This window comes from Pseudomonas sp. 18175 (assembly GCF_050432925.1).
Taxonomy (GTDB): domain Bacteria; phylum Pseudomonadota; class Gammaproteobacteria; order Pseudomonadales; family Pseudomonadaceae; genus Aquipseudomonas.
Genome location: NZ_JBKFTO010000003.1, coordinates 104,055 through 116,973 on the forward strand (window position 1 = coordinate 104,055; position 12,919 = coordinate 116,973).

At 60.3% G+C, this 12,919-nt stretch carries 13 protein-coding genes and 1 pseudogene; 8 read left to right on the forward strand and 6 right to left on the reverse strand.

The genetic code is table 11. The annotated features are described in order from the left end of the window. Positions 1–31 precede the first annotated feature (31 nt). The 5 genes from ACLD1Y_RS05440 (at position 32) to ACLD1Y_RS05460 (ending at position 5,656) form a co-directional block, all read left to right on the forward strand. Positions 32–1,312 carry a glycerate kinase type-2 family protein gene (locus ACLD1Y_RS05440; protein WP_429476141.1) on the forward strand — a complete coding sequence of 427 codons (1,281 nt, stop codon included), beginning with the start codon at positions 32–34 and terminating at the stop codon, positions 1,310–1,312. Then, positions 1,302–2,717: a pyruvate kinase gene (gene pyk, locus ACLD1Y_RS05445; protein WP_429476143.1), complete on the forward strand. Its 1,416-nt coding sequence runs from the start codon at positions 1,302–1,304 to the stop codon at positions 2,715–2,717. Before ACLD1Y_RS05440 ends, pyk begins: the two co-directional genes overlap by 11 nt. A gap of 106 nt (positions 2,718–2,823) precedes the next feature. Next, positions 2,824–3,699, forward strand: coding sequence for an urea transporter (locus tag ACLD1Y_RS05450; protein ID WP_429476145.1), 876 nt, complete (start codon positions 2,824–2,826; stop codon positions 3,697–3,699). Between the two features lie 31 nt (positions 3,700–3,730). Then, the gene (locus ACLD1Y_RS05455) at positions 3,731–4,555 is read left to right on the forward strand and encodes an ion transporter (protein WP_429476147.1); all 825 of its coding nucleotides are present in this window, start codon (positions 3,731–3,733) and stop codon (positions 4,553–4,555) included. Positions 4,556–4,651: 96 nt separating this feature from the next. Next, a complete protein-coding gene (locus ACLD1Y_RS05460; protein WP_429476149.1) occupies positions 4,652–5,656 on the forward strand; it encodes a sulfate ABC transporter substrate-binding protein in 1,005 nt (334 codons plus the stop codon). A gap of 46 nt (positions 5,657–5,702) precedes the next feature. On the opposite strand, the gene ACLD1Y_RS05465 is transcribed toward ACLD1Y_RS05460, so the two are convergent. Both ACLD1Y_RS05465 and ACLD1Y_RS05470 read right to left on the reverse strand, forming a co-directional pair. Beyond that, complete coding sequence (locus ACLD1Y_RS05465; RefSeq protein ID WP_429476151.1) at positions 5,703–7,073, reverse strand: hypothetical protein; 1,371 nt, start codon at positions 7,071–7,073, stop codon at positions 5,703–5,705. A 124-nt stretch (positions 7,074–7,197) separates the two neighbouring features. After that, positions 7,198–7,812, reverse strand: coding sequence for a DUF5666 domain-containing protein (locus ACLD1Y_RS05470; RefSeq protein ID WP_429476153.1), 615 nt, complete (start codon positions 7,810–7,812; stop codon positions 7,198–7,200). A gap of 176 nt (positions 7,813–7,988) precedes the next feature. On the opposite strand from ACLD1Y_RS05470, the gene ACLD1Y_RS05475 reads away from it, so the two are divergent. Further along, positions 7,989–9,185, forward strand: coding sequence for an MFS transporter (locus ACLD1Y_RS05475; RefSeq protein WP_429476155.1), 1,197 nt, complete (start codon positions 7,989–7,991; stop codon positions 9,183–9,185). A gap of 22 nt (positions 9,186–9,207) precedes the next feature. Here the strand turns inward: ACLD1Y_RS05475 and ACLD1Y_RS05480 are convergent, their stop codons facing one another. Next, positions 9,208–9,612, reverse strand: a complete 405-nt coding sequence (locus tag ACLD1Y_RS05480; protein WP_016978509.1) for a type II toxin-antitoxin system HicB family antitoxin — start codon at positions 9,610–9,612, stop codon at positions 9,208–9,210. Positions 9,613–9,623: 11 nt separating this feature from the next. Then, on the reverse strand, positions 9,624–9,812 hold the full coding sequence (locus tag ACLD1Y_RS05485) for a type II toxin-antitoxin system HicA family toxin (protein WP_026136468.1): 189 nt from the start codon (positions 9,810–9,812) through the stop codon (positions 9,624–9,626). Between the two features lie 191 nt (positions 9,813–10,003). On the opposite strand from ACLD1Y_RS05485, the gene ACLD1Y_RS05490 reads away from it, so the two are divergent. Then, complete coding sequence (locus ACLD1Y_RS05490; protein WP_429476157.1) at positions 10,004–10,882, forward strand: LysR family transcriptional regulator; 879 nt, start codon at positions 10,004–10,006, stop codon at positions 10,880–10,882. A 39-nt stretch (positions 10,883–10,921) separates the two neighbouring features. Here ACLD1Y_RS05490 and phnN read toward each other — a convergent pair whose 3' ends face one another. Both phnN and ACLD1Y_RS05500 read right to left on the reverse strand, forming a co-directional pair. Further along, positions 10,922–11,473, reverse strand: coding sequence for a phosphonate metabolism protein/1,5-bisphosphokinase (PRPP-forming) PhnN (gene phnN, locus ACLD1Y_RS05495; RefSeq protein ID WP_429476159.1), 552 nt, complete (start codon positions 11,471–11,473; stop codon positions 10,922–10,924). Positions 11,474–11,539: 66 nt separating this feature from the next. Beyond that, positions 11,540–11,623 (reverse strand): annotated as a pseudogene (locus ACLD1Y_RS05500) (hypothetical protein); the annotation flags it as partial. Positions 11,624–12,005: 382 nt separating this feature from the next. Between ACLD1Y_RS05500 and ACLD1Y_RS05505 the strand changes: the two are divergent. Continuing rightward, positions 12,006–12,902, forward strand: coding sequence for a DMT family transporter (locus tag ACLD1Y_RS05505; protein WP_429476161.1), 897 nt, complete (start codon positions 12,006–12,008; stop codon positions 12,900–12,902). The last annotated feature ends 17 nt before the right edge of the window (positions 12,903–12,919 follow it).

Here is a 12,919-nt window from a genome sequence, read left to right on the forward strand (position 1 = left end):
CTAATAACAAGAATCCCCCGGGAGCCCGCTTATGTCGGTCGATCCGCAACACCTGCTTCGCGAGCTGTTTGCCACAGCCATCGACGCCGCCCACCCCCGGCAAGTCCTTGAACCTTATCTGCCTGCCGACCGCAGCGGCCGTGTGATCGTGATCGGCGCCGGCAAGGCTGCCGCCGCCATGGCCCTTGTCGTGGAAAACTGCTGGCAAGGTGAAGTCACCGGCCTGGTGGTCACCCGTTACGGCCACGGCGCGCCCTGCAAAAAAACCGAAGTGGTCGAAGCCGCCCATCCCGTGCCCGACGCCGCCGGACTGGCCGTGGCCCAGCGCGTGCTGGCGCTGATCAGCAACCTCGGCGAAGACGACCGCGTGATCTTCCTGCTCTCCGGCGGTGGCTCGGCCCTGCTGGCACTGCCGGCCGAAGGCATCACCCTGGCCGACAAACAAACCATTAACAAAGCCCTGCTCAAATCCGGCGCCACCATTGGCGAGATGAACTGCGTACGCAAGCACCTCTCGGCGATCAAGGGCGGCCGATTGGCCAAGGCCGCATGGCCGGCCACGGTGTACACCTACGCGATTTCCGATGTGCCGGGCGACCAGGCCACGGTAATTGCCTCCGGCCCCACCGTCGGCGACCCAAGCACCTCGGCCCAGGCCTTGGCGATCCTCAAGCGCTACCACATCGACGCCCCTGCCTCGGTACGCAGTTGGTTGCTGAACCCCGCCTCGGAAACGGTCAAACCCGGCGACCCGGTGCTCGCCCGCAGCCACTTCCAACTGATCGCACGCCCCCAGCAATCCCTGGAAGCGGTCGCAGTAAAAGTCCGCCAGGCCGGGTTCAGCCCACTGATCCTCGGCGACCTCGAAGGCGAGGCGCGGGACGTGGCCAAGGTGCACGCCGGCATCGCCCGGCAAATCGTGCAGCACGGCCAGCCGCTGGCGGCGCCGTGCGTGATTCTCTCCGGTGGTGAGACCACTGTGACCGTGCGCGGCAATGGCCGTGGCGGGCGCAACGCCGAGTTCTTGTTGAGCCTTACTGACAGCCTCAAGGGCCTGCCCGGCGTGTACGCCCTGGCTGGCGACACCGATGGCATCGACGGCTCCGAAGACAACGCCGGCGCCCTCATGACCCCGTGCAGTTATGCCCGTGCCGAAGCCCTTGGCCTGTCGGCCAGTGATGAGTTGGACAACAACAACGGCTACGGCTATTTCGCCGCCCTCGACGGGCTGATCGTCACCGAGCCGACGCGCACCAACGTCAACGATTTTCGCGCCATTCTGATCCTTGGGAACCCGCCACATGACGCCTGACAAAAAGGTCAAAATCCTCGCCACCCTGGGCCCGGCCACCGACGGCATCGACGACATCCGCGAGCTGGTGCAGGCCGGGGTGAACATCTTCCGCCTCAATTTCAGCCACGGCGACCATGCCGACCACGCCCAGCGCTACCAGTGGATTCGCCAGGTCGAGCACCAGCTCAATTACCCGCTGGGCATCCTGATGGACCTGCAAGGCCCGAAGCTGCGGGTCGGGCGCTTTGCCGAGGGCAAGGTGCAACTGGTGCGCGGCCAGGCATTACGCCTGGACCTGGACGAAACGCCCGGCGATGAACGCCGGGTCAACCTGCCCCACCCGGAGATCATCGCGGCGCTGGAGCCGGGCATGGACCTGCTGCTGGATGACGGCAAGCTGCGTCTGCGGGTCATCACCAAGCACGCCGATGCCATCGACACCACCGTACTGAATGGCGGCGAATTGTCGGACCGCAAAGGCGTGAATGTCCCACAAGCATTGTTGGAGCTCAGCCCATTGACCGCCAAGGATCGGCGCGACCTGAGCTTTGGCCTGGAGCTGGGAGTGGACTGGGTGGCGCTGTCATTCGTACAGCGCCCGGAGGACATTCGCGAAGCCCGCGAACTGATCGGCGACCGTGCATTTTTGATGGCCAAGATCGAGAAACCCTCGGCCGTGCAGCGCCTGCAGGAAATCGCCGAGCTGAGCGACGCCATCATGGTGGCCCGCGGCGACTTGGGGGTGGAAGTGCCGGCCGAGAGCGTGCCGCAGATTCAGAAAGACATCATCAGCACCTGCCGCCAACTGGGTAAGCCGGTGGTAGTGGCGACGCAGATGCTGGAGTCCATGCGCTTCTCTCCGGCGCCCACCCGTGCCGAAGTCACTGATGTCGCCAACGCGGTGGCCGAAGGCGCGGATGCGGTGATGCTGTCGGCCGAAACGGCGTCGGGTGAGTACCCGCTGGAGGCCGTGCAGATGATGAGCAAGATCATCCGTCAGGTGGAAAACGGCCCGGATTACCAGGCGCAGTTGGACGTGAGCCGGCCCAAGGCGGATGCGACGGTGTCGGACGCCATCAGCTGTGCGATCCGCCGTATCAGCAGCATATTGCCGGTGGCGGTGCTGGTGAACTACAGCGAGTCCGGCAGCTCCAGCCTGCGCGCCGCACGGGAGCGGCCGGTGGCGCCGATCCTCAACCTTACGCCCAACCTGTCCACCGCCCGGCGCTTGAGCGTGGCGTGGGGGGTGCACTCGGTGGTCAATGACCGGCTGCGCCAGGTGGATGAGGTGTGCTCCACCGCCTTGGAGATTGCCCAGGCCCAGGGCATGGCGCAGCGCGGGGATACCTTGGTGATTACCGCGGGGGTGCCGTTTGGGCAGCCGGGGTCGACCAACTCGCTGCGTATCGAAACCCTGCTGTAGGAGCGAGCTTGCTCGCGAAGAACGTCAACGATGACGCGGGCATCCTGGATGCCCGCGGCGCTCTCAGGTTTTTCGCGGGCAAGCCCGCTCCTACAGGGAGCTATCCATGCACAACCCAACCTGCCCCGACTGGGCCGAAGCCCTGCTCAACGGCTTCAGCCAAATCTTTCTGCAGCGCCAGCCGCTGTGCGGCCTGTTGTGCCTGCTGGCCATCCTGATCGGCGCCCCGGCTTTGTTCGGCGGGGCGTTGTTGGGTGGCGTAGCGGGCCTGCTCACGGCTCAACGCCGGGGCTATCCCAAGGCCGAGCGCCAGGCCGGGCTGTACAGCTACAACGGCGTGCTGCTGGGCTTATTAATCAGCCAGCATTTCGATTGGTCGGCGCTGCTGCCACCGCTGATCCTGGCGTGCGGCGGCCTGGCGGCAATGCTCACGCGCCAATGGTTGAAACACGCAAGCCGCCCCGATGACCTGCCCGCCTACACCGCGCCGTTTGTGGGGCTTGGCTGGTTGCTGCTGGGCACGGCACCAAACAGTACGTTTGCCCTGACCGAGCCGGACACGCTGTCGATCCTCATGGCACCCTTCACCGGACTCGCTCAAATCATACTGCTGGATCAGCCGCTGGCCGGGGCGTTGATCGCCGTTGGCCTGTGGCTGGCCAACCGACGCGCCGCCTTATGGGCACTGGCGGGGGCCAGTGCTGGAATGTTGGTCGCGCTGCTGCTGGGCGAACCCACCGGCGCCCTGCTCGGCCTGCACAGTTACAACCCAGCGCTGGCGGCTCTGGCCCTGAGCCAAATGCCTCGCCAACCCTGGCTACCGCTGCTCGGCATGTTGCTGGCGATCATCCTTACGCCGGGCTTCACCGCCCTGCATCTGCCCGTACTCACTGCGCCATTTATCCTCGCCTGCTGGCTGGTTCACGCCGGCCGCCGAATCCTCAGGAATCCCCGCATGGACAGCCCCTTCGAATCCCCCTAGGCTTGCTCGATATTCGTTTCAGGCGGGATTTATGGACAGCAACAACGACTGGCGCCAGCGGCTCTACGTCATGGTTTTCCAAAGCGACACGGTGGCCGGGCGGCGCTTCGACGGCATCCTGCTGTTGATCATCCTCGCCAGCCTGGTGATCGTGATGCTCGACAGCATCGACCAGGTGCACCGCGACTATGCCGATGTGCTGGCCTATATCGAGTGGGGCTTCACCGTCATCTTTTTGATCGAGTACGGCCTGCGCCTGTATTGCTCGCCCAAGCCCTTGCGCTACGCCTTCAGCTTTTATGGGCTGGTGGACTTGCTGGCCATCGTGCCCGGCATCCTGGCCCTGTATTACAGCGATGCGCAGTACCTGTTGATCATCCGCATCATCCGCATGCTACGCATCTTCCGCGTGCTCAAGCTCAGCCCGTATCTCAAGCAGGCCAACTACCTGATGGCCGCACTGCGGGGTAGCAAGCAGAAGATCGTGGTGTTCCTGGTGAGCGTGTGCACGTTGGTCACCGTATTTGGCACGCTGATGTACGTGATCGAAGGCCCGGAACATGGCTTTACCAGCATTCCCAAAGGCATCTACTGGGCCATCGTGACCCTGACCACCGTGGGCTTTGGCGATATCGTGCCCAAGACCCCGCTGGGCCAGGTGATTTCGTCGCTAGTGATGATCACCGGTTACTCGATCATCGCGGTGCCTACCGGGATTTTTACCGCCGAACTGGCCAGCGCCATGCGCGGCGAGCAACTGCAACATGACTGCCCGGTGTGCAAGAAAAACACCCATGAGCCCAATGCCGCGTTCTGCTCACGCTGTGGCAATGGGCTTTTCAAGAAAGTGGAATAAGCAAAGTTCTTTTTAATCTTTAAGTGACTATGCGCCCCCGGCTATAGTCGCTGGCATTGTGCCTTACACCGACTCTCGAACAACAAGGAATGAGCAGTGAAAAAACTCGTTAGTGCCTCTCTACTGGCCGCCGGCCTTGCCCTGGCGGGCGCCGTCCAGGCCGCCCCCGTCACACTGCTCAACGTCTCCTACGACGTGATGCGCGATTTCTACAAGGACTACAACGCCGCCTTCCAGAAGCACTGGGAAGCCGAGCACCCGAACGACAAGCTGACCCTGCAGATGTCCTTCGGCGGCTCCAGCAAACAAGCACGCTCGGTGATCGACGGCCTGCCGGCTGACGTGATCACCATGAACATGGCCACCGACATCAACGCCCTGGTGGACAACGGCAAACTGGTGCCGGACAACTGGGTGACGCGCCTACCGAATAACAGCGCGCCGTTCACTTCCGCCACCGTCTTCATCGTGCGCAAAGGCAACCCCAAAGCCCTGAAAGACTGGCCGGACTTGCTCAAGGATGGCGTGCAAGTGATTGTGCCTAACCCAAAAACCTCGGGTAACGGCCGCTACACCTACCTGTCGGCCTGGGGCTATGTGCTGAAAAACGGCGGCGACGAAAACAAGGCCAAGGCCTTTGTTGGCAAACTGTTCAAGCAAGCACCGGTGCTGGATACGGGCGGCCGCGCAGCAACCACCACGTTCATGACCAACCAGATCGGCGACGTGCTGGTGACGTTTGAAAACGAAGCCGAAATGATCGCCCGTGAATTCGGCCGTGATCAGTTCGAAGTGATCTACCCAAGCGTTTCCGCCGAGGCTGAGCCACCGGTATCCGTGGTTGATAAGGTTGTCGAGAAAAAAGGCACCCGCGCAGTAGCCGAAGACTACTTGAAGTACCTGTGGTCGGCAGAAGGCCAGGAAATTGCGGCCAACAACTATCTGCGCCCACGTGACCCGAAGGTGCTGGCCAAATACACCGACCGTTTCCCGAAAGTCGACTTCCTGTCGGTGGAGAAGACCTTTGGTGACTGGCGCACCGTGCAGAAAACCCACTTCAATGATGGTGGGGTGTTTGACCAGATCTACAGCGGGCAGTAAACCCTGACGCTACATTAAAAGCCCCTGCATTCAGGGGCTTTTCCTTTTAGGCACGGAGACACCAGACATTCTCACTGCCCGTGCCTTTCACTGGAAACGGCACATCAATCTCTATTCCCATCTTTTGCAGTTGCAGACGCTCCACCTGGCCGTCCGGGAATTCCTCAGCCGCGATGGGCACCACTACAAAACCGCTTTCCTCGCCGCAGGACTGGCTGATCGTCAGTGCTACTGCTGCCCCTTCAAAGGTGATGCGCCCTCCCGATGGCGAAAACTGCGCCATGAATTCCACGAAGACCTCTCCAGGCGCCTGTTCCACCTGGTAGCTGCCGCCCATGCCGATGGACCCGACAATTGAGGCCATCGGCACCAATAGACGCCGGGTTCCGGGATGGTTCAACTGGGTGATCAACGGGTCAATGACGCTTTCCAGGTTCCGATTACCCTCGGTGACAGCGCCAGCGATACGTTGATTGAGCGCTGGATCTGGAACATCGACGATTGCGGGCACGGACGCGAGTAAACGTTGAGCTGGGGTCTGCCCCGCGATGATTGCCTGCCACCCATCGGGGTCCTTCCGATCCAGAAGGTAAATGGCCAAAGCGCCCAGTGCGTAGCTTTCACCGTCCAACGGCAAGAAGGCGGTGCTCGGAAAGCGCTCCAGTTGGGTCTTCGCCCAGGTTTTCGGTTCATCCGCCGCGCCACTCGCCAGGATTCGGGCGAGCCCCTCGATGTATTCGGCGGTGCCTTCGACAATGTCGTAATAGCTGATTTCCTGCGCTTCCTGGGCGAACTCAAGCTGCCAACGATCATGCCAATAGCGAGCCTTGCCTAACGCGTCGGCTTCGCCGCGCAAAGCGCCATGCAATGCGCTGATCAAGTGCTGCCGGTACTGCCTGGGCTGCGGCTGCGCAGGATAACGCACGGCACGTGACCCCGAATTCAACTGCCACTGTGCCTGCCCAAAAAAATGAAAGGCTTCGTGGGTTGCCAGTGCAAACAACTCAGGCACAGCGGCTGGATTGCCGAGCATGCGTTGCGCCTCTTGTTCGGGCAACGCCTGGCCCAGCCCCATATAAACGGTAGGCCGTCCTTCCCACGACAGCTTCTCAAAGGTCTTGTAGTGTGATGACAGGCCCAGCGCCTGTACCGGCCCCGCCGACACCGGCCGATAGCCGTTTGCATCAACCATCCAGGCATTGACTCCGTCGTAAACCAGGATTTGCGCGTGGGCATAGAAGCCGGTCTGTTTTCTCAAGCGCTCGATTGTCGCCAACTTCGGCCAGGCAGTTGCGCTGGCGGCGGCCATCCGTTTGACATACGCAGCATTACTGAGCCGCGTTTGCGTATGTGCCGTTGTGCAGCCCGTGATCCCCAGCATTAAAACCAACAGCATCCAACTATTGAAAATAGGCATGGCGACTTTCCCGTCCTGATTCAGCCTGCAATGATGCAGGCGTCGAATCTAGGAGAAGCCAATCGAGCGCACTTGCCAGACAACTCCGAAAACAGCATAGGAATCGGCCGATACTAAACGGTCGTCACATCGGCGGTGTCACGCCATCCTTGCCCGCTGAGATCGCCTGGGCCGTAATCGTTCCATCCGCCCCCTTCGCCGCAAACAACACCACCTTCACCCCCGGCTTGAGCAAGCTGCGATCCCCTGGCTCCAGGTTGACGATCGGCACATCCTCCGGCACCACGATCTTCTGCTCGCCGCCTTTGTACTTCACGGTCAGCGTGCGCCCGTTGCTCACCAACAGGTCGCCGACGGTGCCGTTGGTCATGCTGCTGCCTTCTTTGAGGTCGAATGCACGATGGCCGTCGCCGGTGCCGGCCATGGCCGGTGGGAACACGTGCACTTCCAAGGCGGTGAGGGTGCCGTCGGCGCTGGGCATGGCGGCGGAGCCGATGTAGCTGCCGGGCTTGATTTCATCGATCTTGGCCAGGGTGACGGCGCGCACCTGGGTGTCTTTTGTCAGGTGCACGGTGACATCCTCACCGCTGTTGACCTTGACCTGCATTGCATCACCGTCGATGGCGGTGATGGCACCCCGTACCCCAACACGCGGCGCGTCGGCAGCCTGGGCCAGGCCCATGGCCATGGCGGCGGCGAGGGTTGACGCCAGGAGCATCTTGTTCAACGTGATCTTCATCGCAATGGTTTTCCTGTTTCGGCAGTTATGTCTGAATGTATCATCAGCCTTCGCGCAGAAAGTTAACGATTCACTCATCATTACCGGGCATGAGTGTTATCACTGCCAGCGGCCTACCCGGGCTACGGTGTTGTCTTTAGGCTCGCCCCACTTTCCTTCGCTTTTATGAGAACACCATGAACGCTACGTCCCACGCTACAACCACCATGACCCGGAGCATGGTGATGCTGTTTGCGTTTTGCTGCGGCGCCATCGTTGCCAACATTTACTACGCGCAACCGATCATCGAGCTGATCGCGCCGGACATCGGCCTCACACCGGCCATGGCCAGCCTGATCGTGTCGTTGACGCAAATCGGCTATGCCTTGGGCCTGTTCTTTCTGGTGCCGCTGGGTGACCTGCTGGAAAACCGCAAGCTGATGATATCCACCACGGTATTGGCCATCGCCAGCCTGCTGGGCGCGGCGTTTACCGAGCAGCCGAACCTGTTCCTGCTGGTGTCGTTGCTGATCGGTTTCAGTTCGGTGTCGGTGCAGATCCTGATCCCGCTGGCCGCGCACCTGGCCCCGGCCGAGTCCCGTGGCCGTGTGGTGGGCAGCATCATGGGCGGCCTGTTGCTGGGCATCCTGCTGGCGCGGCCGGTGTCCAGCGTGGTGGCGGATCACTTCGGCTGGCGTGCAATGTTCATGGCCGCTGCTGCGTTGATGGCGTTTATCAGCGTGGTACTGCTGATCACCATCCCCAAGCGCCAACCCGACCACAGCGCCAGCTATGGCCAACTGCTGCGCTCACTGGGCACCTTGTTGCGCAGCCAGCCGGTGCTGCGCCAGCGGGCGTTCTACCAGGGCTGCATGTTCGCCACCTTCAGTCTGTTCTGGACCGCCGCGCCGCTGGAGCTGGCGCGTAACCACGGCCTGAGCCAAAGCGAGATCGCGCTGTTTGCCCTAGTGGGTGCCTTGGGCGCTATCGCCGCGCCCATCGCCGGCCGCCTGGCAGATGCCGGCCACACCCACCGCGCCTCGCTGCTGGCCATGCTGTTTGCGGCGTTGAGCTTCCTGCCAGCCTTTGTGCACCCGCTGTACAGCGTGATCGGCCTGGCCGTCACCGGCGTGGTGCTGGACTTCTGCGTACAGATGAACATGGTGCTCGGCCAACGCGCCATCTACGCCCTCGACGCCAACAGCCGCAGCCGCCTGAACGCGCTGTACATGACCAGTATCTTCATCGGCGGTGCGTTCGGTTCGGCGATTGCCAGCAGCGTGTACGAACACGGCGGCTGGCTGGGGGTGATGCTGGTGGGCAGCGCATTCCCGCTGGTGGCGTTGTTGCGCTTTTTGAGCGCGTCCCGTGAAGCCGCTCCGGTAGCCGCATAAACGCAATACCTGTGGGTTCAATTCAGGAACGCACCAACTTCTCCAAAGCCGCGTCCGCCAGAAATGACGAGCGGCTTTTGACCTTGTGCTCGCGCACATACCGGTCAATACGTTGGATGACATAACCGGGCAAGGTCACATTGACCTTCTCGGTCTTGCCCAGATAAGGCGAGATGTCCAGCTCCAACATCCCCCAGCCCATGCCGGCGTAGTCTTCGTGGGCATGATGATTGGCCACCGAGGTGGGCATGGGAATCGGCCCGCCTTCGGCGGCGATCTCTTGCAGCATGATGTGCGCGACTTCCACCGCAGCGTTGTAGGCCTCTTCAAAACTGTCCCCGGCGGTGACGGCCCCTGGAATATCGGGGATCTGAATGCCGGTGGCGGTAAAGTCATCGCCCCATTCGATACAGATTGGGTATTGCATGAATGCTCTCCTTAAAACTCAAACAAGCCAGCGCGTTTCCTGATGCTTCTGACGGTGCCCAAGGGCAGATCCTTTTTGGGGTGCGGAACAGGAATGGTGTACGGGTTATAGCGATGAGTAAAAATGTGGTGACTGCCCGTGACCCGATCCAACACCCAACCTGCCTCTTGCAGTTCCTTGATCAATAACCTGCTTTGCACCGCAGCCTCCTTGGCTTGGCCTGAACAAAAGTAACCCTAGAGTTATATTTACTCAAGCACAAAATACGCAAGGCTGACTGACGGCTGTTTTACTGAATATTGAAGACCTGCCCACCCCGCGCTGGAATCGCATGACACCTATCGTTCATCGCCTTAGGCTTGAGCGCCGCCCAGCCGAACAGGAACACCCGATGGATCGCCTCACCGCCATGGAAACCTTTGTGCACGTGGTCGAAACCGGCTCGTTTTCGGCTGCGGCCAAACGCCTGGGCATCGGCCAACCCGCTGTCTCCAAGAGCATTGCGCAACTGGAAGCACGCCTGGCGGTGCGCTTGGTACTGCGTTCCACCCGGGGCCTGACGCCGACCGAAGCGGGCCTGGCGTTTTTCGAGAAGGCCCGGCGCGCCATCGATGAAGCCGACGCGGCCGACGATGCCGCCCGTGGCGCGGGGGCCGGGCTCACCGGCAACCTGCGTATCAGCGCTTCGGTCACCTTCGCCCGCATGCACATCATTCCTCACCTGGGTGCCTTCCTGGCGCAGTACCCGGATTTGAATGTGGACGTGGTGCTCGACGACCGCAGCCTCAACCTGGTGGAAGAAGGCATCGACGTGGCCCTGCGCATGGGCAACATGAATGACTCAAGCCTCACGGCGCGCAAGATCGGCGAATCGCCGTGCGTCATCCTCGGCACGCCCACCTACTTCGAGCGGTTCGGCGAACCCATGACCCCGGCGGATTTACTGCAACACGAGGCGGTCATCTACACCCGCGTCGAAGGCTCACACTGGACCTTCACCCAGGGCGATACTCACTACCCGCTGGTCGCCCACGGCCGCCTGCGCGTGACGGCGGCGGAAGGCGTGCGCGCGGGCGTGCTGAGCCATCTGGGGCTGACGTTGTCGTCCACCTGGATGTTTGCCCCGGAACTGGCCAGCGGCGAAGTAAAAGCCGTGCTCACCGACTGGACACTGCCAGCCCGGGATTTATGGGCGGTGTTCCCCACCGGCCGGATGGCCAGCGCCAAGGCGCGGGCGTTTGTGGAATATGTGGAAGGGCTACTGGCTTAGTGCGTGTCAGGGATAAAACCTGAGAACCTCGCTCCCAGCCTAATCCAGACAGCACAGCAGGCGCTCGACGGTAAGCGCCAACGGGCCAGAGTTATCCAATACGAACACACCCTCACGATTGTCCGCGATCAATTCGGCGGTGAAGCGTGCATTGCGCGCCAATCGCTCTTCGATATCCGCCAGGGACTCACGCCCGCGTGCGATCAAACGCTGGCGCAATACCGCCTGGTCAACCGTCAGCAACAGCACCAATGCCGTCGGATAACGCTCGCGGGTCTGCGCCAGATGGGCGCGGGAACCGTTGACCAGCACATCGTCCCCCGCCGCCAGCCACGCGTCGATCTCGCGGGGAATGCCATAGCACAACCCATTCGCTCGCCAACTGAGGGCGAAGGCGCCCTCGGCTTCCATCGCGGCAAACTGCGCCGGGCTCACCCCGTGCGCGGCCTCGCCCACCGCCTCCGCCGAGCGGGTGATCACGCGGCGTACAATGCGGCAGCGGCGCTCGGCCAAACGTGGGCGTGCAGCATCCAACAGGCTGTCCTTGCCCGAACCGGATGGCCCGATGAGATAGATCAACCTGCCTGCCATCAAAACACCCTCTTCGCTTGTCGCCACACGTGTTGCACTGCAGTAAGCCCCCTAGCGGCTGCGGACTTGCACCAGGCCGGCGGCGGCCACATTACCCGAGTGCGGCCCACCTCGCACCACGTTCGGCGTGCCCATCAGCATTTTAATACCGGACTTTCCCTACGCCGCCACCTTCACTTTGACTTCACTATGCCGGGCGAGTTGTACGCAGGCAGGCATACCCCAACCGGGTTTCCATCCCCTGGTCGCCTTGCCTGCGTGCGGCTCGCCATCCTAAACGCTTAGGCCTCTTTCTCTCCCTGCCGCCCAACCAACTGAAAAACAATAAGTTTTAATCACTCCACAACCTTGTAGTACAACTCCCACAATAGTTTCAGAAGCACAACCACACGTGACATATTGCCCTAGAAAACGAACAGAACTATATTTCGCTCACCCCCACCCTGACCTAACTAAAACTTCAACCTCGGGTACCGCCTAACCTACCCATTAATTAATGCTCGGTACAAGCATTAACAATGGAGCCTTAGCAATGTACCCCTCAACCGCCTGGTGTTTGGCACTAATAGGAATAACAGCACTATGGGGCTGGTCTTTCGTCGCAATTCATGATGCGTTATCTACGCTAACTGCATCCTCATTCAACGCACTCCGCTTCTTATCTGGAACCATAGCAATGGTTATTTTCATACCTAGATTGAAGGCCCTCAGCCTCAAAGAAGTTGGTAATGGCGTGTTTGCAGGAGCTGTACTTTTCCTGGCGTTTACTTTCCAAACCAGCGGACTTAATTACACTTCAGCATCCAACGCAAGCTTTATTACCGGACTGGCAATTTTGTTCACCCCATTATTTGCGTTTTTATTTCTAAAGCTGCGACCTTCAAAACAACAACTACTTGGCGGATTGACTGCCACCGCGGGCCTCGCACTATTGACACTCAAAGGCCTTTCTATTCACCTTGGCGACTTACTAGTCTTGATATGCGCAGCCTTTACAGCCCTTCACATCGTCACGCTGTATGTCATAAGCAAAAGAACGGACACGGCGGCTCTGGCCTTTTTACAAATATCGACTGTCGCCATACTTTCGCTGATCTGGTCAGTATCAGCAGGCGAGTTCAAACTGCCGAAAAGCTTGTCTGTGACTTACTCAATTTTAATTATCGGAATCGTAGGTACAGCCCTAGCTTTCTTTATCCAGACAAAAGCCCAAACGACAGCTTCTCCGTCAACGATTGCATTAATTCTCGTTTTAGAACCTGTATTCGGAGGAATATTTGGATATTTTCTTGGCGGCGACCGATTAAGCACAATCAATATGGCCGGCGCACTTTTAATTATTACTGGCATGATCATATCTGAAACAGGTTTAAAAATTAAAACAATAGGAAAATTTCACGACCCTCAGAGTAAACGCCCACAACAATAACCTACAGGAATACTCAC

Coding starts and splice junctions, on each gene's coding strand:
- phnN (WP_429476159.1), bottom strand. CDS start 11,473: ATGGCAGGCAGGTTGATCTATCTCATCGGGCCATCCGGTTCGGGCAAG.
- ACLD1Y_RS05470 (WP_429476153.1), bottom strand. CDS start 7,812: ATGAAGATCACGTTGAACAAGATGCTCCTGGCGTCAACCCTCGCCGCC.
- ACLD1Y_RS05480 (WP_016978509.1), bottom strand. CDS start 9,612: ATGCAATACCCAATCTGTATCGAATGGGGCGATGACTTTACCGCCACC.
- ACLD1Y_RS05455 (WP_429476147.1), top strand. CDS start 3,731: ATGGACAGCAACAACGACTGGCGCCAGCGGCTCTACGTCATGGTTTTC.
- ACLD1Y_RS05505 (WP_429476161.1), top strand. CDS start 12,006: ATGTACCCCTCAACCGCCTGGTGTTTGGCACTAATAGGAATAACAGCA.
- pyk (WP_429476143.1), top strand. CDS start 1,302: ATGACGCCTGACAAAAAGGTCAAAATCCTCGCCACCCTGGGCCCGGCC.
- ACLD1Y_RS05440 (WP_429476141.1), top strand. CDS start 32: ATGTCGGTCGATCCGCAACACCTGCTTCGCGAGCTGTTTGCCACAGCC.
- ACLD1Y_RS05465 (WP_429476151.1), bottom strand. CDS start 7,073: ATGCCTATTTTCAATAGTTGGATGCTGTTGGTTTTAATGCTGGGGATC.
- ACLD1Y_RS05450 (WP_429476145.1), top strand. CDS start 2,824: ATGCACAACCCAACCTGCCCCGACTGGGCCGAAGCCCTGCTCAACGGC.
- ACLD1Y_RS05490 (WP_429476157.1), top strand. CDS start 10,004: ATGGATCGCCTCACCGCCATGGAAACCTTTGTGCACGTGGTCGAAACC.
- ACLD1Y_RS05475 (WP_429476155.1), top strand. CDS start 7,989: ATGAACGCTACGTCCCACGCTACAACCACCATGACCCGGAGCATGGTG.